The organism is Natronobeatus ordinarius (assembly GCF_024362485.1).
GTDB lineage: Archaea > Halobacteriota > Halobacteria > Halobacteriales > Natrialbaceae > Natronobeatus > Natronobeatus ordinarius.
On sequence record NZ_CP101456.1, the window covers coordinates 961,054 to 979,096 of the forward strand.

22 protein-coding genes are annotated in these 18,043 nt (G+C 66.7%); 9 read left to right on the forward strand and 13 right to left on the reverse strand.

Annotated features, from left to right (window positions below):
• Window positions 1–50 precede the first annotated feature (50 nt).
• From NMQ09_RS04930 to NMQ09_RS04965, 8 genes are all read right to left on the reverse strand, one after another.
• A complete protein-coding gene (locus NMQ09_RS04930) occupies window positions 51–1,400 on the reverse strand; it encodes an NRAMP family divalent metal transporter (protein WP_255193331.1) in 1,350 nt (449 codons plus the stop codon).
• Between the two features lie 83 nt (window positions 1,401–1,483).
• On the reverse strand, window positions 1,484–2,413 hold the full coding sequence (locus NMQ09_RS04935; RefSeq protein WP_255193332.1) for a branched-chain amino acid transaminase: 930 nt from the start codon (window positions 2,411–2,413) through the stop codon (window positions 1,484–1,486).
• A gap of 124 nt (window positions 2,414–2,537) precedes the next feature.
• Window positions 2,538–2,981 carry an arsenic resistance N-acetyltransferase ArsN2 gene (arsN2, locus tag NMQ09_RS04940; protein WP_255193333.1) on the reverse strand — a complete coding sequence of 148 codons (444 nt, stop codon included), beginning with the start codon at window positions 2,979–2,981 and terminating at the stop codon, window positions 2,538–2,540.
• Entirely contained in the window at window positions 2,981–3,664 is a 684-nt protein-coding gene (gene ribB / locus NMQ09_RS04945) for a 3,4-dihydroxy-2-butanone-4-phosphate synthase (RefSeq protein ID WP_425607258.1), read from the reverse strand. The genes arsN2 and ribB overlap by 1 nt, the downstream gene beginning before the upstream one ends.
• Entirely contained in the window at window positions 3,648–4,352 is a 705-nt protein-coding gene (locus NMQ09_RS04950) for a CTP-dependent riboflavin kinase (protein ID WP_255193335.1), read from the reverse strand. Before NMQ09_RS04950 ends, ribB begins: the two co-directional genes overlap by 17 nt.
• 210 nt (window positions 4,353–4,562) lie before the next feature.
• Window positions 4,563–4,994 carry a hypothetical protein gene (locus tag NMQ09_RS04955; RefSeq protein WP_255193336.1) on the reverse strand — a complete coding sequence of 144 codons (432 nt, stop codon included), beginning with the start codon at window positions 4,992–4,994 and terminating at the stop codon, window positions 4,563–4,565.
• Between the two features lie 78 nt (window positions 4,995–5,072).
• On the reverse strand, window positions 5,073–5,564 hold the full coding sequence (locus NMQ09_RS04960; protein ID WP_255193337.1) for a CopD family protein: 492 nt from the start codon (window positions 5,562–5,564) through the stop codon (window positions 5,073–5,075).
• Window positions 5,565–5,716: 152 nt separating this feature from the next.
• Window positions 5,717–6,151, reverse strand: coding sequence for a TRAM domain-containing protein (locus NMQ09_RS04965; RefSeq protein WP_255193338.1), 435 nt, complete (start codon window positions 6,149–6,151; stop codon window positions 5,717–5,719).
• A gap of 144 nt (window positions 6,152–6,295) precedes the next feature.
• Between NMQ09_RS04965 and NMQ09_RS04970 the strand changes: the two genes are divergently transcribed.
• The 5 genes from NMQ09_RS04970 to NMQ09_RS04990 all read left to right on the forward strand — a co-directional run bounded on the left by NMQ09_RS04970 (window position 6,296) and on the right by NMQ09_RS04990 (window position 10,315).
• Complete coding sequence (locus NMQ09_RS04970; protein WP_255193339.1) at window positions 6,296–7,087, forward strand: electron transfer flavoprotein subunit beta/FixA family protein; 792 nt, start codon at window positions 6,296–6,298, stop codon at window positions 7,085–7,087.
• Window positions 7,084–8,043 (forward strand): electron transfer flavoprotein subunit alpha/FixB family protein, encoded by a 960-nt coding sequence (locus NMQ09_RS04975; RefSeq protein ID WP_255193340.1) that lies wholly within the window; start codon window positions 7,084–7,086, stop codon window positions 8,041–8,043. The genes NMQ09_RS04970 and NMQ09_RS04975 overlap by 4 nt, the downstream gene beginning before the upstream one ends.
• A gap of 272 nt (window positions 8,044–8,315) precedes the next feature.
• Window positions 8,316–8,810 (forward strand): cupin domain-containing protein, encoded by a 495-nt coding sequence (locus NMQ09_RS04980; protein WP_255193341.1) that lies wholly within the window; start codon window positions 8,316–8,318, stop codon window positions 8,808–8,810.
• Window positions 8,811–8,910: 100 nt separating this feature from the next.
• Window positions 8,911–9,753, forward strand: coding sequence for a polyprenyl synthetase family protein (locus NMQ09_RS04985; protein ID WP_255193342.1), 843 nt, complete (start codon window positions 8,911–8,913; stop codon window positions 9,751–9,753).
• A 97-nt stretch (window positions 9,754–9,850) separates the two neighbouring features.
• The gene (locus tag NMQ09_RS04990; protein ID WP_255193343.1) at window positions 9,851–10,315 is read left to right on the forward strand and encodes a hypothetical protein; all 465 of its coding nucleotides are present in this window, start codon (window positions 9,851–9,853) and stop codon (window positions 10,313–10,315) included.
• Between the two features lie 129 nt (window positions 10,316–10,444).
• On the opposite strand, the gene NMQ09_RS04995 is transcribed toward NMQ09_RS04990, so the two are convergent.
• A complete protein-coding gene (locus NMQ09_RS04995) occupies window positions 10,445–11,548 on the reverse strand; it encodes a DUF373 family protein (protein WP_255193344.1) in 1,104 nt (367 codons plus the stop codon).
• A 238-nt stretch (window positions 11,549–11,786) separates the two neighbouring features.
• Between NMQ09_RS04995 and NMQ09_RS05000 the strand changes: the two genes are divergently transcribed.
• A complete protein-coding gene (locus NMQ09_RS05000) occupies window positions 11,787–12,239 on the forward strand; it encodes a calcium-binding protein (RefSeq protein ID WP_255193345.1) in 453 nt (150 codons plus the stop codon).
• A 156-nt stretch (window positions 12,240–12,395) separates the two neighbouring features.
• Complete coding sequence (locus NMQ09_RS05005) at window positions 12,396–14,282, forward strand: glycoside hydrolase family 15 protein (RefSeq protein ID WP_255193346.1); 1,887 nt, start codon at window positions 12,396–12,398, stop codon at window positions 14,280–14,282.
• 20 nt (window positions 14,283–14,302) lie between these two features.
• Here NMQ09_RS05005 and NMQ09_RS05010 read toward each other — a convergent pair whose 3' ends face one another.
• Window positions 14,303–14,632: a DUF5789 family protein gene (locus NMQ09_RS05010; RefSeq protein ID WP_255193347.1), complete on the reverse strand. Its 330-nt coding sequence runs from the start codon at window positions 14,630–14,632 to the stop codon at window positions 14,303–14,305.
• Between the two features lie 276 nt (window positions 14,633–14,908).
• Between NMQ09_RS05010 and NMQ09_RS21220 the strand changes: the two genes are divergently transcribed.
• Window positions 14,909–15,055 carry a DUF8106 domain-containing protein gene (locus tag NMQ09_RS21220; protein ID WP_486637753.1) on the forward strand — a complete coding sequence of 49 codons (147 nt, stop codon included), beginning with the start codon at window positions 14,909–14,911 and terminating at the stop codon, window positions 15,053–15,055.
• A gap of 41 nt (window positions 15,056–15,096) precedes the next feature.
• On the opposite strand, the gene NMQ09_RS05015 is transcribed toward NMQ09_RS21220, so the two are convergent.
• The gene (locus NMQ09_RS05015) at window positions 15,097–15,945 is read right to left on the reverse strand and encodes a GNAT family N-acetyltransferase (RefSeq protein WP_255193348.1); all 849 of its coding nucleotides are present in this window, start codon (window positions 15,943–15,945) and stop codon (window positions 15,097–15,099) included.
• A gap of 187 nt (window positions 15,946–16,132) precedes the next feature.
• Here NMQ09_RS05015 and NMQ09_RS05020 point away from each other — a divergent pair, with 187 nt between their 5' ends.
• A complete protein-coding gene (locus NMQ09_RS05020; protein ID WP_255193349.1) occupies window positions 16,133–16,714 on the forward strand; it encodes an L-threonylcarbamoyladenylate synthase in 582 nt (193 codons plus the stop codon).
• A gap of 5 nt (window positions 16,715–16,719) precedes the next feature.
• Here NMQ09_RS05020 and NMQ09_RS05025 read toward each other — a convergent pair whose 3' ends face one another.
• Together NMQ09_RS05025 and NMQ09_RS05030 are read right to left on the reverse strand one after the other, a co-directional pair.
• Entirely contained in the window at window positions 16,720–17,394 is a 675-nt protein-coding gene (locus tag NMQ09_RS05025; protein ID WP_255193350.1) for a CRISPR-associated protein Cas4, read from the reverse strand.
• A 37-nt stretch (window positions 17,395–17,431) separates the two neighbouring features.
• Window positions 17,432–18,022 (reverse strand): conditioned medium-induced protein 4, encoded by a 591-nt coding sequence (locus NMQ09_RS05030; RefSeq protein ID WP_255193351.1) that lies wholly within the window; start codon window positions 18,020–18,022, stop codon window positions 17,432–17,434.
• Window positions 18,023–18,043: the final 21 nt, after the last annotated feature.

An 18,043-nucleotide genomic window follows, 5' to 3' on the forward strand; every position in this document is an offset into this window, starting at 1 on the left:
CGGAACGGCCAGTGCTGGCCGCTGAGTCGCGAGCAGGTGTGCACTGACGTTCAGTGGCTACTATAATAGGTTCCGGCGAGGCCGACGATCGCCAGTACCATCGCGGCGGCGAACGCCACCACGAACGCCGACAGCGGTTCGGTGACGGTCGCGAGTTCGTCGCGAACGAACTCGGCGGCGACGACGGTCGCGACGAGCAACAGCACGAGGCCGCCGGCGTTCGCCACCCGGCCGTTCGTCTCGGGAACCGCGTCGGGATCGTTCAGGAGGACCAGAATCACGGCGAGTGCGAAGGGCGTGCCGACGAGTCCGAACGCGAGCACGAGCACGAGCAGCTGGAAGAACGCACCCCCGAGGAACGGCCCGACGGCCGACAGCAGGGCCACGGCAGCGAGCAACGTGCGGTACCGGTGGTCTTCGACCGAGCGCTCCCAGCCGAGTTTGTCCGCGAGGAGGTACGGCGGGACCAGCGTGTTCCCGCCGAGCGTCGAGACGGCCGCCCCGAGCAGTCCGGCGAGGAACAGCCACGTCGCGTACTCGCCGGCGACGGGGCCGAGCGCCTCGGCGGCCCCGATCTGATCGATCGTTCCCGGGTCGACACCGAGTGCCGGTAAGACGGTCGCCGCCACGAGGAAGATCGCGAGGCTGTAGAGCCCGAAGGCGACGAGCATCGAGCTCACGACGTCGAACGTCGCGGCGTCGGCGTCGCGGCGGGTCCACCCTCGAGCGCGCATCGTGTAGCTCTGCATCGTCAGGAGCGTGACGTGGACGGCGCCGCCGAGCACGCCGGCAGCGACGAGCGCGCCGCCGACGCCCGCCGGGATCTGCGGAACGAGACCGGTCGCCGCTTGCGCAGGATCGATCGGGACGACGACGGCTGCGACGACGAACGTGAGGACCACGAGCGAGACGAGCACCTTCGCCCCGAGTTCGGCGACGCGGTAGCCGCCGCCGGCCAGCCCGACGGCGAGGACGACCGCCCAGGCGACGCCCCAGATCCGTGGGTCAGCCAGGACGGCGATTCCCAGGTCCCCGACGATCGCTGCGCTGACCTCCGCCAGCGTCTTCATGATCACCAGCTGGGCTAACCCTGCGGCGAGCACGACGTCGATCACGAGCACCCACGCCCAGAACGAGCCCAGATGCTCGTCGACGACGGTCACGATCCCCGCCTCGGTGAGCAGCCCGAGCCGGGTCGCGAGGTACTGTCCGACGGTGCCGAGAACCGCCGAGCACACGACGACCCACAACAGCGCGTAGCCAAAGCTCGCGCCGGCGATCAGCAGGCTCACCATCGTCGCCGGCCCCGCCGCGATCGCGCCGGCGAGCCACGTCGGTCCCAGCTGTCGCACGAACGCCCCGACCGTACCGCGCTCTCGAGTCGTCGCCTCCGTTGCCATCGCTCTTCGTTGTCGACAGGGAGAGATAACTCCGTGGTATTACGAACAGATCGCAGAACTCGGTTCGGTGGCGTGAGAGCGGCTCAGACGTAGGTGAACCACTCGTCGTACTCGTCGGTGCGACGCTCGACGACTTCGAAGAACGTCGACTGGATCTCTTCGGTGACCGGGCCACGCGACCCGTCGCCGATGACGACGTTGTCGACCTTACGGATCGGCGTCACTTCCGCTGCGGAGCCGGTGAAAAAGAGCTCGTCGGCGGTGTTGAGCTCACCGCGAGAGATCGAGACGTTGTCGTGGACGGTGTATCCGAGGTCGCGCGCGAGCGTGATGGCCGTGTCGCGGGTGATCCCGTCGAGGATCGACTCCGAGAGCCCAGGCGTGTAGAGCTCGTCGTCTCGCACCAGGAAGAGGTTCTCACCCGGTCCCTCGGCGACGTTGCCCTCCTTGTTGAGGACGATCGCCTCCGCGTAGCCGTGCCGGCGGGCTTCCTCGCCGGCCAGTAAGCTGTTGACGTACAGCCCCGTCGTCTTCGCGTTCGTCGGGATCTGGCTCGAGGCGTGCTTTCGCCAGGACGAAACCATCACGTCGATGCCGTTCTCTAAGGCGTCCTCGCCGAGGTAGCTCCCCCAGGGCCAGACGGCGATGGCGGTTCGAGTGGGACAGCCACCCGGGCTGATTCCCAGGCTGTCGTAGCCGTAGAAGACGATCGGCCGGATGTAACAGGAGGGAAGCTCCTGGCGGCGGATGAGTTCGGCCGTCGCCTCGGTGAGTTCCTCGGGCTCGTGGTCGATCTCCATCTCGTAGGGCTTTGCGGACTGGAAGAGACGCTCGACGTGTTCGTCCCAGCGGAAGATCGCCGGCCCCTCCTCGGTGTCGTAACACCGCGCCCCCTCGAAGATCCCGGTGCCGTAGTGAAGTCCGTGGGTGAGCACGTGGATCTGCGCGTCGTCCCAGTCGACGAACTCGCCATCCATCCAGATCGTGTCGACGTCCATCTCGTCGAAGCTCATACGCAGCGTGACGGATGCCTCCGTAATGAACGTTCTCGATTGGTACGGCTCCTCGCACTCTCGTTCTCGAACGGCGAGTGCGGGAGGATCCGGCGGCGGCCGACCGGACGACCGGACGCGGCGATCACTCGAGGTCGTGACGCATACACATGGCCGTCGACGGGCAGATGTCGGTGAACTCCTCGGTACGGCAGACCGGCTCGGGAACGGCGGCTCGATCGACCGGCTCGAACCCGCGGTCGGCGAAAAAGTCCGCGGCCGTCGTCGTCAGCAGGTACGTCGTCGAGAAGCCGTCCTCGCGTGCGTGCTCGAGCAACCGTTCGGTGATCGCCGTCCCGTAGCCCTCCCCTCGCGCCGACGGCTCGACGGCGACCGACCGAAGGAGCGCGTACTCCGCACAGGGCTCCAGGCCGCCGACGCCGATTCGACGACCGTCGGCCGAACAGACGAACAGGTGCTCGAGGGCCGTCTCGAGGTCTGCCGTCGGCAGCCCACAGCGCTCGAGGGTCGACTCGACGTACTCGCGGTCGCCCCGTTCTGCCGGTCGGAGCTCGACGTCGGGGGCCACTACCCCAGCCGCTCGAGGACGGTCGCGCCCTCGAGGTAGGTGAGGTCGTGTCGGTTGGCGTAGGACCGGGCTGCGCCAGGGGTGAGCGCCTCGCCGGTTTCGTCGTCGAGCATCTCACAGACGACGACGGCGGGTGGCAATTCGGCGGCGTCGGCGAGGGCGAGGGCGAGTTCGGTGTGGCCTTCGCGCTGGGCGAGCAGCTTCGGCGCGCCCTTGAGGACGTGGACGTGGCCGGGAACGCGAAACTCCTCGTCGAACGCGGTCGAGCCGGGGGTCGCGGCGGCGTCGGCCAGCGCGCGGATGGTCAGCGAGCGGTCGTTGTCGGTGATTCCCGTGTAGGTGTCGCGGTGGTTGACGGTGAACGAGAACGAGGAGCGTTCGTCGTAGCCGAGGTCGTGACCGTCCGTCGCGGGGTGATCGACGGCCTCGGTGAAAAAGGGGAGGTCGAACGCGTCGGCGACGTCGTGGCCGAGGGCGACGCAGATCAGCCCGCCCGCGTCGTTTCGCAGCCGAGTGACGGCCTCGGGAACGACAGCATCCGCGTGGTAGATGAGATCCGTCTCACCCTCGCGGTCGGCTGCGTCGTGGACGAGAATCGGTTCGCCGGCGGCGAGCGAGTCGAGCGCGCGGTCGAACGCCGAGACGCCGGTGGATCGGCCGGTCATATCAGTGATCTCCGACATAGATGGTGAGGTGGTCGTCGTCGCTGAGGTCGAGTTCGTCCCGGAGTTTCGCCGGTGCGATGACCTCGAGTTTGTCGTCGTCGTGGTGGGTGCGTTCGGGCTCGATCGTGTGTGCACCCTCGTAGCACTCGCCGTCGGCTGTCTCGAGCGTCGCCGGGTAGCAGACGGCCGGGCCGTAGGTCCGTTCATCGTCCTCCCAGCCGTCGATCGGCACCGGCTCGAGCGAGGAAACGGCGCTCCGACGGCGGACGCTCTCCTCGAGCAGGTCGACGTTGAGCGTCCCCGGGTAGGGTTCGTAGCCGAGGCGATCCTCGAACTGGCGGTTGTAGCCGGGAAGCGAGATGTAGTGTCGGCCCTCGCCCATCCCGCCGGTGACCGTCCCTTCGAGTTCGATCTCCGACCCGTCCTCGAAGATTCGGCGGTAGTCCTCGTACTCGGCGCGGAGCGCACGTTCGCCCGCGTCGGTGATGGCCACCCACTGTCCGTCGCTGACCGTATCGCGCTCGAGGAGCGTCGCGCTCTCGAGGCGCTGGAGGCGGCGCGAGGCGGTCTGGTTCGACGCGTCGAGCTGGTCGGCGAGCGCCGAACAGGAGATTTTGAGATCACCCGAGAGTCCGCCCTCGATGGCGAGCAACTTGAGAACGGCGAGCTCGGCCTGCCCGACGGCCGACGTCGCTGTGGTCGACATACTCGATGGTTCGGAGTACCTACGTAAAAGCATACCGAATGTGGCATGCATAGCAAAACTGTGATGCTGTTGGTCAGCGTTTCTTCGCGTCTCCGGTGTTGGTGGGTCCAATAAAAAAGTCACCGGTCGGCAGATGCCGGGAGAACTCGCGGTCAAACTGATCGAATATAGACTACGAAGACGGGCGAGTTCGATTCGACGTCGGTACAGTTAGCTGACTGGTTCCTCGATGCGCGCCCAGCCGATCGCGTCGAGGACGACGATGCGATCATCACAGCGGACGTACACGCCGTTGTACGTCGATCCATTGCCCTCGTAGTACGGCAGCAAGTGACGAAGCGCGTCGACGACCTCCCAGGCGTGGTCGTGCTCGAGCGTGGCGTTCGCCCACTCCTCGCGGGCGTCGTCGCTGAGCGCACGCTGGATAACCGTGTCAGCGAGGGGTAACTCCCTGAGTTGTCGAGAGGAGACATCAACGACGGTGGCGTCTTCGGGGACGTCCGTCACGATTCGTGCGCCGACATCGGCTTTGACCCGTCCGCCGCGCTGTCGCGTGCTCCGTCCCTGGAGGAGGTAGCCCACGACCGCAGCCGTGCCGACTGCGAGCACCGACAGCGCCAGGTCTTTCCCCCTGATGGCCATGCGTTCACCTTACAGCAATTGACTAAGTATCTTTCGACGGAGTGTCCCTCCTCGAGAACGGTCTCCCCCTCGTGAGATTCAAACGTACCGCGTTGCCAGTCCCGTCGTGATCAGTCCCGCGACGACGAACAGGACGACGCCGGCGACGGCCGCAGCCCGAAACAGCGGGAGCGCATCCCGGGCCGGCTCGCGGAGCTTCTTCCCGGTGAGTCCGGACTCGAGTCGCTTGGCCCCGACCTCGACCAGCGCAGCCATGACGAGCCAGAGCGCGAGCATCACGAGAACGAGTTGGCCGTTCGTCGACGCAAAGAGGTCGGCGCCACCGTTGTCACCGATCGTGTAGCGCGTACCGGCCATGTGACCGCCGGTCACGAAGAGCACGACCGCGCTCACTCGCGAGATGGTGGTGAGCTTGCTGGATATACCCTCGAGCGGCTTCGTCGAGTTGAACGTTCCGTCCCGGGCAAGTGGCAGGACGACGAGTGCGACGTAGAACACGCTTCCGGCCCAGATCGCGGCGAACACCAGGTGCGCGATCTGGAAGACTGCAGAGACGATGAATTCGGCCATACCCGATGGCTCGAAGACGGCCGCTATGAGCCTTGCGGCTCGCGTCCACCATCGCTCATCTGTCGGCCTGATCCGCGCGGCTCACGGTCGTCGACCCACGGAAGAGTGCGATTGCTGCTGCTCGTGGTGTGGCCCGCTCGCGGACGGCGGGATCAGGAGCCCCAGAAGTTCTCGCGGCTCCCGAGGCGTTCACGCCCGCGCCGCCGGTCCGCGTCGGCCGGTTCCTCCTCGTCGTCAGCGTCGTCCTCGGGGTCCATCGGCAAGCGCTCGAGTTCCTCCGCCCGGGCGTGGTTGCTGTGAACCCGCGTGATCTCGACGCGGGCGCGGGCTTCGGGAAGGACGCCGTCGACCATCACGATGAATCCGTCTTCGGTGCGGCCGACGCCGGCCCCGCTCTCGTGGATGTCCTCGACGTCGATGATAACCTCTTCGCCGGCTTTGACCGGCTGGGTCTTCAGGTCCTGAATCGGCTGACTGTAATGATTGCACCACTCCTTGCCACCCCGGTCGCCATAGTGTTGACAACCCATCCCGGCAATGCGCTCGGAAAAACTCGGGCACTCGTCCGCGAGTGGACAATTTGGCATACGGTACACTACTCGTGGCGCCGTTAAACCGCTTGCGTCTCGAGAAGACGACGGGGACGAAATCCCGACGAAGGTTCGACAACTGGTCGGGCAGGTACAGCCGTTTCGAAAACGTTTACGATGGCGGGCCCACACTGGTCGATTATGAAAGTTCTCGTAACGGTCAAGGAGGTCGCGACCGTCGACGACGAGTTCGAGATCGCCGGGACCGAGATCGACGACCGGTTCCTGGGGGCGGACCTGAACGAGTGGGACGAGTACGCCCTCGAGGAGGCCGTCCAGCTGACAGAAGACGGCGTCGCCGACGAGGTCGTCACCGTCACCATCGGCCCCGAAGACGCCGAACAGACCATCCGCCAGGCGCTCGCGAAGGGCGCCGACCGCGCCATCCGGGTGTGGGACGACGCTCTCGCCGACGTCGACTTACTCGACGTCGGCGCGAAGACGGCGATCCTCGAGGCGGTCGTCGCCGAGGAAGAGCCCGACCTCGTGCTGACGGGCGTCCAGACGGGTGACGACAGCTTCGGGGCGACGGGCGTCGCGCTGGCTGCCGACCTCGGCGTCCAGTGGGCCGCCGTCGTCAACGAGCTCGAGCTCGACGCCGACGCCGGTGTCGCCTCGGTCCACCGCGAACTCGAGGGCGGCGTCGAGGAGCTCACCGACGTCGAGCTGCCGGCCGTCCTCTCGATCCAGACGGGGATCAACGAGCCCCGCTACGCCAGCCTCCGGGGCATCCGCCAGGCCCAGCGCAAGGAGCTCGCCGCGAAGACGCTCGCCGACCTCGGCCTCGAGGACGACGACGTCGCCGCCGAACTGACGCTCACCGACATGTACGAGCCCGAGACCGAAACCGACGTGACGATCTTCGAGGGCGACGCCAGCGATACCGCCGGGCAACTCGCTGACCTGCTTCGCGACAAGGGGGTGGCACAATGACCGACGTGCTCGCGGTTGCCGACCACCGCCGCGGCGAACTGCGCGACGTCAGCTACGAACTCGTCTCTGCGGGTCGCGAACTCGCCGACGCCGCCGGCGGCGAGCTCCACCTCGCGGTGATCAGTGGCCCCGTCGAGGAGTACGCCGAGAAACTCAACCGCGAGGGCGTCGACGCCGTCCACACCGTTTCCCACGGCGAGGAGTTCAACCACGACGTCTACACCCAGGCCATCTCCCAGCTCGTCGACGCACTCGAGCCAGGGTTCGTCCTCGCGCCCAACAGCGTCAACGGGCTCGACTACGCCCCCGCGGTCGCCACCCAGCTCGACCGCCCGCTGGTGACCGACGTCGTCGGCGTCGCCGTCGACGGTGACACCCTCGAAGCGACCCGCGAGATGTACGGTGGCAAAGTCGAGACGACCGTCGAGGTCGACGCCGCCGACGGCGCCGTCGTGACGATCCGCGAGGCCGAGTGGCCGCCCGCCGAGGGCACCGGCGACGCCGCGATCGAGGCGTTCGACGCCGCGATCGACGAGGCCGCCGTCGGCTCGACCGTCACCGGCTTCGAGGAGGTCGCCGGCGGCGACGTCGACATCGCCGACGCCGAAGTCCTCGTCTCCGTCGGCCGTGGCATCGAAGACGAGGAGAACCTCGAGCTGGTCGAAGAGCTCGCCGACGCGATGGGCGCGACGCTCTCCTCGTCGCGACCGATCGTCGACGCAGGCTGGCTGCCGCCGAACCGCCAGGTCGGCCAGTCCGGCAAGGTCGTCACCCCCGAAGTCTACATCGCCGTCGGCATCTCCGGCGCCGTCCAGCACGTCGCCGGCATGAAAGGCTCCGAGACGATCGTCGCGATCAACACCGATCCGAACGCCCCGATCATGGACATCGCCGACTACGCCATCCACGACGACCTCTTCGACGTCGTCCCGGCGCTGATCGAGCAGTTCCAGTAGAGCGACCCGCACGAGCGAAGCGAGTGCGGCCGTTTTTGGTCTCTCGTCGAGCGTCGCGAGACGACGGTCAGCGAGACACTCCGTGTCTCGCCAGACAGCTTTTTTGCGTGAGTGGTGAGCGACGCGCGGCGCTCGCGCCGCGATAGAGCGAACCCGAACGGAAAAAAGGTGGGACTGGACTCTTCGACGTCGTCCCGGCGCTGATCGAGCAGTTCCAGTAGAGCCACCCGCACGAGCGGGGCTTTTTGTTTCGAACAGCCGAACGGGCGAGCATGCGGAAGGTTTCGATCGACGGCGTTCCGCCGGAGCCGGCAGACGAGTACCACTCAGACCGACGGCCGCTGTCCGAACCGTTGAACACGTCGGACGTCGCGATCACTCGCTACGTACTCGAGCCCGGCGAACGGTTCAGCGGCTCGGTCCACGCCCACGTGGATCAGGAGGAGGTGTTCGTCGTCCTCGAGGGGGAAGCGACGTTCGAGACCGAGGATGGCGAGGTCGTCGTCGGCGAGGACGAGGCGGTCCGATTCGGACCCGGTGAGTTCCAGACGGGTGCCAACGACGGGGACGAGCCGGTCGTGGCGCTCGCGCTCGGTGCACCCCGCGAGACGAACGACATCCGGATCTCGCGGATTCCAGTCCTCGGGGACCGGGACGTCGCGTGTTCCGACTGTGGTCACGACCATATGCGGGTTCCGACGGGAGCGGAATCCGGGCTCGTCTGTCCGGCGTGTGGGGCGACCCTCGTCGTGGAGGAGCCGACCTGACGAACGCCACGGGTGGCACGGTGTGGTATCAGGTGACTCGAGTCAGTACGAGTCGTCGACAACCGTCACCTACTTTTTCACCCCCTCCTAAGCGCGTGTAATGGAACTTCTGGAGCGCCGTCGGGCGCTGATCGAAGAGCGGCTCGTCGCCGTGGTCGACGGCGTCGAACCCGAGCCGCTCAGAGACGAAGTTCGACACGTCGTGCTTTCTGGGGGAAAGCGGGTTCGACCGACGGTAACGGTGCTCGCCTGTGAAACCGTCGGGGGGTCGGCCGAGGACGCCGTCGACTTCGGCGTCGGAATCGAACTCGTCCACACGGCCTCGCTCGTCGTCGACGACATCATCGACCGCTCTGAGCTGCGCCGCGGGACGACCAGCGCGTGGGCCGAATTCGGCCACGGGCCGGCGATCGTCACGAGCGATGGGCTTCTCGGGGAGGCGTTCGCGCTCTTCTCCTCGGATCCGAAAGCCACGCAGGTCGTCGCCGAGTCGATGGTCGAACTCGGCGTCGGCGAGGCCACCGAACTCTCGGCGAAGCCGGCCACCGAGGAGGAGTACATGACGCTCGCTCGCCGGAAGACCGGCGCGCTCTTTCGGGCGGCGGCCGAACTCGGCGCGATCGCGGCCGGCTCCGACGCCTTCACCGTCGAAGCCCTCGGCGAGTACGCCGAGCGCGTCGGCATCGCCTTCCAGATCCGCGACGACGTGCTCGATACGGTCGCCGACCCGAGGGCGCTCGGCAAGCCGACCGGCATCGACGCGGAGATGGAACGACCGTCGCTCGTCCAGGTGACCGATCTCACGCCCGAGGAAGCGACCGACCGCGCCCGAGCGGAGGCCGACCGCGCCATCGACGCCCTCGAGACCGTCGACGTGGTCGACACCACGGCGCGGGACTACCTGCTCGAGCTCGCCGAGTTCGTCGTCGAACGGGAACGATAGCGACCGATCGACGGACGGTCGGTTTATACAAAACCGAGGAGAATACCTGACCCTTTAGGGTCAGGATGAATTCAGAGGTTAGTGAGTATCGAGTGTTATGGAACGCGATGTTCGCGTCGGGTCACTGCGGATTCGGAGTCCGATAGTAGCTGGCGTTGTTGTCGGGTTGCTCACTGGTCTGGCAGGGCTATTCTTGACGTCAATTCTTGGAAATGGGAATCCTGTCGGAGGGCTTGTTGGTGCGGTCGGCTGTGGCATTACAGTAGCATACCTGTCTGAAGATCGACTGTCCACCGTCATCGGCTATGCGGTCATTGCGGACGTGTTGAGTTCGATCGTGTTTTTCTGTCTCGTTCTCGTTACCTATCTCACGGTGGTCGCGTTGACCGAGGGGCTCGCAGTTATCTCCGCCATCTGGTTTACGGTGTGGTACGTCGCATTTGGTGGTGTTCTGGCAGTATTCGTCGGCAGTATCTCGATCGTTATCACGGTTATCTCTGCAACGGTCACCGCGCTCGGTACGCGACACGAGACGGACACAGCGGCGAGTAAGCAGGGGTAGCTCACCGTTACCCCCTCGAGTGATCTGGCCTGTTCTGATTCGGTACCGGTAATTGCTCGAACGGTGGGGCGATCATCGATACCACGGGACGACGATCCGTATGAGTGGGACGGCGGCAGCTACGTGACGTCACGCGCCTTCCGCCCGCCGGGTTCCGTCCTCGGTGAAGTGTGACTCGGCGATGGCGAACGCGAGCGTGCTCGCGATCCCCAGCAGCGTCCCGGCGGTCAGCGCGGTCGCGACGTACGCGATGGAGACCTCGCCGAGGAAGAAGGCGCTCACGGCGTGCAGAACGACTGCGATCGCGACGACGTAGAAGGGAGCGTTGAGATAGCGCCACTCGAGGCGGCCGGCGATGTACTCGTCGGTGATCTGGCCGAGGCTGGTGGTGACGCCGGCGGCGGCGAACCACTGGATCGAGCCGTAGACGAGCGCCGCGAGTACGATCGGGATGTCGAGCGGGCCGTCGGCGGCCGTCTGGTGGTGCTCGAGGGTGTTCACGCCGCTGACGCCGCCGAGGATGAGCAACGCCGCGGCGACGACGTAGGCGATCAGCGTCATCCGACCGGCGTACAGCGATCGACGGGCTTGTTCGGCGGCCGTGTCGATCCGTTCGCCGAGGCCGAGTCCGCGGGAGATGAGGTAGAGGCCGAGCAGCGCGGAGGTCGTCCCGAGGACGAGGCCGGGGAGTTCGAGCAGCGTGCCGATCAGGGCGAGTGGGTAGATGAGCAACAGGATGCCCATCGGGATGAGGATCGTCCCCCGCGTCTCGGGGTCGTCGAGCACCTGCTTGATCGTGTAGTACATCGACTCTAAGTCCTGTGCCTGTCGGACGACGACGCGGCGGACGCCGTCGATGGGGACGCGAGAGCGGATGACGGGGATGACGGACTCGTCCTGTGCGCCGTCGGTGACGACGAGGGCGCTGACGTCCTCGCCCGTCGAGAGCGTTGCGAGGACCGTGTCGACCTCCTCCCCGACTTCGCGATTGGCGCTGACGTCGGAGCCGTCGTTGCCGGTGACGACGGCGACCTCGACGCTCTCGTTGCGCGTCTCGAGGTCGTCGTAGACGTGCAGCCCCTGGAAGATGACGTTGACGTCCGAATCCTCCGGATCGGCGGTCGCCAGCGCCACGGCTGCCTCCTCGACCGCCTCGCGGCCGACGACCGGCGTCGAGAAGCCGGTTTTGCGGCCGAGATCGTCGTCGAGGTCGACACAGAGGACCAGCAGCATCGGTCGGTGGTTCGAGGGCGCGGTATTTCCCTCTTCTGGGGACGACGAAATTGACCCGCCGTCGGGCACGACGGCGCTGTCGTCGAGCCTGGTTCGGTGTCGAACCCGGCTCGGTCCGACAGCCTGCCCGGCGCCGTCCCGGACCGTTCGGTAGCGAACCAACCCGGGACGCGTCCCCCTTCAGTGACGGCTGTGGGGGTTTAGGAACCGCGTCGTTGGAGTCTCACTCGAGACGACAATGAGAGACGAAGGGCACAAACAGGCAGCGGAGTCGACTCGAAAGTGGACGAAGACTGGAGCGCGCGCGGCGGGCCTTGCAGTCGGCACCGGGGCGGCGGTAAGCACCCCGGGAGCGATCGCGGCGGCAACGGAGTACGAGACCGTCGTGATACAGGCCCAACACTACCGTCCGGACGTGGATTTCGACGTCCTGGCACAGTTCGGGACGTTGGCGAGGGATACGTTCTTCGAGCACTACGACGACGTGGACGCGTTCGACGACCCGAGCGACTGGGAGGTGTACGCGATCCGTATCGACGACGATGGGCCGGGCATCCAACTGGGATACCTGCTGATCGAACCCAACGACGACGACGAGCCGGAGCCAGGGGATTCCGGGACGATGCCCGAGACCGCGTCCTTCTGGAACCTCGAGCTGAACCTGCTCGAGCTCGACGACGTCGACATCTAGCGTCGCGAGGGTGAACCGCAGCCGTGTCGGCGCGACAGCTGGCCAGACCGTCTTCGATCGACGACTTTCCTCGCGGGCGGAACGCACGCTTTTCGGGATTCACGTGGTACGTCGCCCGACGGACCGAGCCACCGCTCGGCCGAACCGCACGCCGCCATGGACTCAGCATATCCGCCGATCGACGACTACGGCATCATCGGCAACGACAATCGCTGTGCACTCGTCTCCCGCGACGGCTCGATCGACTGGTGTTGTTTTCCCCACCTCGAGTCGCCCAGCGTCTTCGCGGCGATCCTCGACGCGGACGACGGCGGGCGCTTCGCCGTGTCTCCCACAGACGAGTACGACGCGAGTCACGCCTACCTCGAGGAAACGAACGTCCTCGAGACGACGTTCGAAACCGACTCGGGTCGGGTAACGATGACCGACTTCATGCCCGTGACCGACGGCCCGCAACCGTACGAGGGGTTCCAGCAGTCGGTGTACCGCAAACTCGAGGGAACGTCGGGGTCGGTTTCACTCGACGTCCGATTCGAACCACAATTCGACTACGGCCGTGAATCGACTGCGGTGAAGACGGCGGGTCGAGACGAACTCGTCGCGAGCGCCGCGGGCGAACACCTGCACCTGCACCTCCCCGAGGACGTCTCCGCCGAGTGTGCGGCGGGGCAGGCGACGACGACGCTGTCGGTCGAGGAGGGAGAGACGGCGTGGCTCTGCCTGCAGTACGAACACTCACAACGCCTCCCGCACGCTGAGCGCGAGGAGCTGCTCTCGGAGACGGTCGCCTACTGGCGGGACTGGCTCGAGACGTGCGCGCAGTCGGCGGGCGACTTCTTCTCGTTCGAGGAGGGGTGGCGGGACGCGCTCGTCCGCTCGACGCTCGTCCTCAAGTTGCTCATCCACGAGGAGACGGGGGCGATCCCCGCCGCGGCGACGACCTCGTTGCCCGAAGAGCTCGGCGGGGAGCTCAACTGGGACTACCGCTACAACTGGATCCGGGACGCCAAATTCACCGTCCAGGCGCTGTACAACGTCGGGCAAGCCGAAGAAGCCGAACGCTACTTCGACTGGTTCCGGGAGATCGGCCACGAAGAACCCGCGGAGATCCAGCCGCTGTACGGCCTCCACAGCGAGACGAACATCGGCGAGGAGTTCCTCGAGCACCTCGCCGGCTACCGGGACTCACAGCCGGTGCGGATCGGCAACGCGGCCGCGAAACAGGAACAGCTCGACGTCTACGGAACGATCGTCCAGGGGATCTACGAGACGGTCCGCTACGAGGACGGACTCTCGACGTACGACTGGGAGTCGATCCACGCCCTCGCCGACTACGTCTGTGCCCACTGGGACGAACGCGACGCGGGCATCTGGGAGTTCCGGGACGACCCGCGCCACTACGTCCACTCGAAGCTCCTGTGCTGGGTCGCCCTCGATCGCGCGATCCAGCTCGCCGAGGAGTACGACCGCGATGGGCCGCTCGAGCGCTGGGAGCGCGAGCGCGAAGCGATCAGAGCGGAACTCCTCGAGCGCGGCTACGAGGAGTCGATCGGCAGTTTCGTCCAGCACTACGACACCGAGGAGGCACTGGACGCGACGGCGCTGCTGATCCCGCTGTATGACTTCCTGCCGCCCGACGACGAGCGCGTCCAGTCGACGATCGATACCGTGCGCTCCGAGCTGACGACCGACGAGGGCCTCGTCTACCGGTTCGCCAACAGCGAAGCCCGCCCACGCGAGCCGGGCGGCTTTCTGCTCTGCTCGTTCTGGCTGGTCGACGCGCTCGTCGTCTCCGGACGGCTCGAAGAGGCCGAGGAGCTCTTCGAGAGCGTCCTCGAGTTCACGTCGCCGCTCGGCTTGCTCTCTGAGATGGGCCGGCCGGACGGGACGCTCCTGGGGAACTACCCCCAGGCGTTCAGCCACATCGGCTTGCTCAACAGTGCGCTCTACCTCGCGAGCGCGACTGACGACGCGCAGACCCTCCGCGTCGAGGCACTCGGCGACGGTGCCCAGGCGCCGCTGTTCAGGCGACACGACTCCTGATCGCCGGCGTCGTCGGCCGGTCAGAACGACAGCTGGTCGTCCTCTCGACGCTCGCCGAGGGCGGGTGGCGTCCGATCCGAGTAGTACCGTCGCCCGATCGCTCGGCTCCCGACCATGGTGAAGACGCCCTGTCGAACGTCCGCGGGCGACTCGTAGGTCACCGTCGGGAGCACGCCGAGGACCTCACCTACCGTCGCCGACCCGTTCGGAAGCTCGACGACGTGATCACCACACTCTTCGAGGAGATCCTCGCACGTCGTGGGATACTCCTGGGCCTCGAGTTTCGACTCGAGATCGCCGAACTCGATTCCGAGTTCGCGGTCGACGTCGTGCGTGTGCGTCTCTCTCATCGGTCCGAGGATCGTACCCCGCCGAGGACCATACTTCTGGGGGGTTCACTGGCAGGCCCGGATGGACCGACCCACCTCGAGCGAGCAGTTCGGTACTCTGTCGGACGAGCGTGAACGATCGGGTTCGTTCCCGGCCGCGAGCAAGCGGTCGGCGCAGCTCGACGCAAAATCGTCAGGAACGATCGTCGCGGACAGGGTTTTGCCTGCTCGCCACCTACCTCGAATACCGTGAATGCCCCTCCATCCACGCCGACCGCGGTAACGAACCGAAAGGGGGTGCTCTTTTGCCCCCACTGTGATCACGCGAGTCCGGTCGACGGCGACTGGGCCCTCCACGAACGGCCGACTCGCGACGTCTATACGTGTCCCGACTGTGGCGGAACCGTCATCAGTCGGCGCCGTTTCGAGGCGCGCTGCTGGTGAATCATCCCGGGGAATTCCCCTAGTCCGCCTGTAAAATCATCCTACGGCCAGATCGCGAACTGTACCTCGTCGACGAACTCGTCGTCGATCCGGTAGTGTTCTTCCCGTTCGCCCTCCCGCGTCCAGCCGGTCTCCTCGAGGAACGCGATCGCACGCTCGTTCGTCGCGGGAACGCTCTGGTAGACCTTCCGGTACTCCCCTTCGGCCCAGTCGAGACCGTACTCGAGCAGCGCCGAGCCGATCCCCTCCCGGCGGTGGTCGGGGACGACGCCGACGGTGAGTTCGGCGGTGTGACACAGCGACGGGAGTTCGGGTGCGTCGACGTGGAGCCAGCCGACGACCGTCGCCGTCGATTCGACGGCCGCCCGCTCCTCGTCGCGGCCCGTCTCCGAATCGGCCGGCTCGCGCTCGAGGACGGCGACGAAGAACACGCGTGATCGCTCCTCGTCGACGCGGACGAGCGCGGGTTCGCTCTCGAGGTGGTCGGCGACGTCCTCGGCCACGACGTAGGTCTCCTCGCTCCCGACCGTCCGCATTGCGGCGATCAGTTCCGCCCGATCTTCCTCACGAGCGGGGCGGATCGTCACCGTGCCCGCAGCGACCTCGCGTTCGGTCGGCGATCCCTCGAGGGCGAGCCGGAGCTTTCCGTCGGTCTCGACGAGGTGCCCCTCTCGTTTCAGCCCCTCGATGGCAGCCTCGAGCGCGTCGCGGGAGAGCAAGACGTCCGGAGTATCCGTTCCCGAGCGGGCGGGTTTCGACTGTGGCGGTTCGTCCTCGATCCGGACGGAGCGCGCGAGTTCCGCCGGCGAGGCGGCCCCGTGACGTTCGACGTACTCGTACACCGACTGCCGAACGTCGTCTTCGAACGACCGCGGCGAGTGAAGGCCCATACGCGGTGCCAGACGGCGGCAGCCATTATTATGGCCGACGTACTGTCGGGCAGCACTCGAGTGGGTGCGGGCAGCCACCGATTGTTCCACGGTGACGAACCGTTTCGACCCCCATCTCTCGTTCGAAACGGCTCGCTGTCCGCGGCGAACGCGGTACGTTTTTGTCCACCACGAGCCGACACCGGATATGGACCTCGAGCGTGCTGCGGAGGCGATTCGCGCCGGTGAGCTGGTCGTCTACCCGACCGAGACGGTGTACGGGCTGGGGGCCGACGCCCTCGACCACGACGCCGTCGAACGCGTCTTCGACGTGAAAGGTCGGGATCGCTCGAATCCGATCTCGCTCGCGGTGCCGTCGGTGCCGGCGGCGTTCGAGTTCGTCCGCGTGACCGATCGCGAGCGGCAGTTCATGGCCGAGTTCCTCCCCGGCCCCGTGACGGTGCTCTGTCGCCGCCGCGACGTCGTCCCCGACGTCCTGACGTCGGGAGCCGATCGGGTCGGCGTCCGGGTCCCCGCCCACCACGCCGCGCTCACCCTGTGTGAACGGGCCGGCACGCCGATCACCGCGACGAGCGCGAACGTGAGCGGCCGGGAAAGCGTCCGGCGCGTCGCGGACCTCGATCCCGAACTCGCCGACGCTGCTGCCGTCGTCCTCGACGGAGGCGAGACCGACGGCACCGAGAGCACGGTCGTCGACGTCTCGAGCGACGCGATCTATCGCCGAGGTGCGCTGGCCGACGAGATCGCCGAGTGGCTCGCCGTGAACTGATCGATTCATCCGAATCCCAGCAACGACCGCAACGTCCGCGTCCGGACGCCACACTCTCCCGCGTACGAACAGGACGCGCACTTCTCCCGGTTTCGTGTCCGCGCGGGCGGCCCGTCGAGTTCCCGGACTGCCCTGAGCGCCCGCCGGTAGCGGGCCTTCCGGCGAGTCGTCAACTCGAGTCGACGAATCGCTCCGTAGGCGGGATACTCGAGCCAGGCCGTCTCGACCGGCGTCTCGTGTTCCCAGGCGAGGGCCTTCGCGGCGGCGACGGCGTGAACGGTGTGGGGCTCCCAGACGCCTCGGTCGGGTGGTCGACCCGGCGAGACGAGCGCGGGCTCGAGCGGATCGGCGAGCACCTTGTGGACGACTCCGCGGCAGTGTCGCCCCGTCGTCAGGTGGTCGCGCTCGCTCGGGTGACACAGCGCGGTCCAGCGGTCGTGTTCCTCGAGCCGCGTTCGGGTGCGCTCGAGTCGGGCGCGATACGTCGCGGGCGGGAGCGCGATCGGTTCGTTCGCAAGCGCCTCGTCTTCGGTCTCGAGGAGTTCCTCGTACCGAAACGCGAGGTCGCGAACGGCGTCGACCTCGGGCGGCGGCTCGCGACGCTCCTCACGCCTGACGTAGTAGAGTTTCCGTGGACAGTACGCTGCCGTCCTGAGGTCGCTGAACGAAACCCGCGTCACGGGGGCTCTCGCCCCGGCATCCGATAAAAAGCCTGGCTCAGAACGAAACGTCGGTCTCCATGCCTTCCGTGGCGTCGGCGAGGCCGTCCTCGCGGACGTCCGTGGCCAGCCGCTCGGAGAGGGCGGAGTCGGCTAAGACGTCGTCGAACTCGTCGCGGTAGCGGTCGTTGGCTGCCCGCGATTCGTCTTTCGCCGCCGCGACGCGCCGGTAACGACGGATTCGCGTCTCGTCGACGCCGTACTCCGCGGCGAGGGTCGCGTCGTCCTCCTCGCGGTCGCGGATCGCGACCAGATCGACCTCGTCGGCATCGTCCTCGGCGACGAGATGCAGCGCCATCCGGGCCTCGAAGACGGTCTCGGCGTCGACGCCGAGTTCCTCGGCGATCGCCTCGTCGCTCTCGCCCTCGTAGAAGCGCTTCGCGACGGTGAGGTACGCCTCGTCCTCGAGCCCCGCGTCGAACCCGTAGCGCTCGCGCATCTGGGCGACGACGCTCTCGAGGCGTTCGTCGACCGTTCGCTCGTCCTGCTCGAGCGAACCCCGGGTATCCACCTGGGATTCGGTGATCGTCTCCTCTCCGTCGGTGACGCTGGTGAAGATGTCCCTGAGTTCCTCCGTTTTCTCGTTCATGGATGGACACTGGCGACGGGC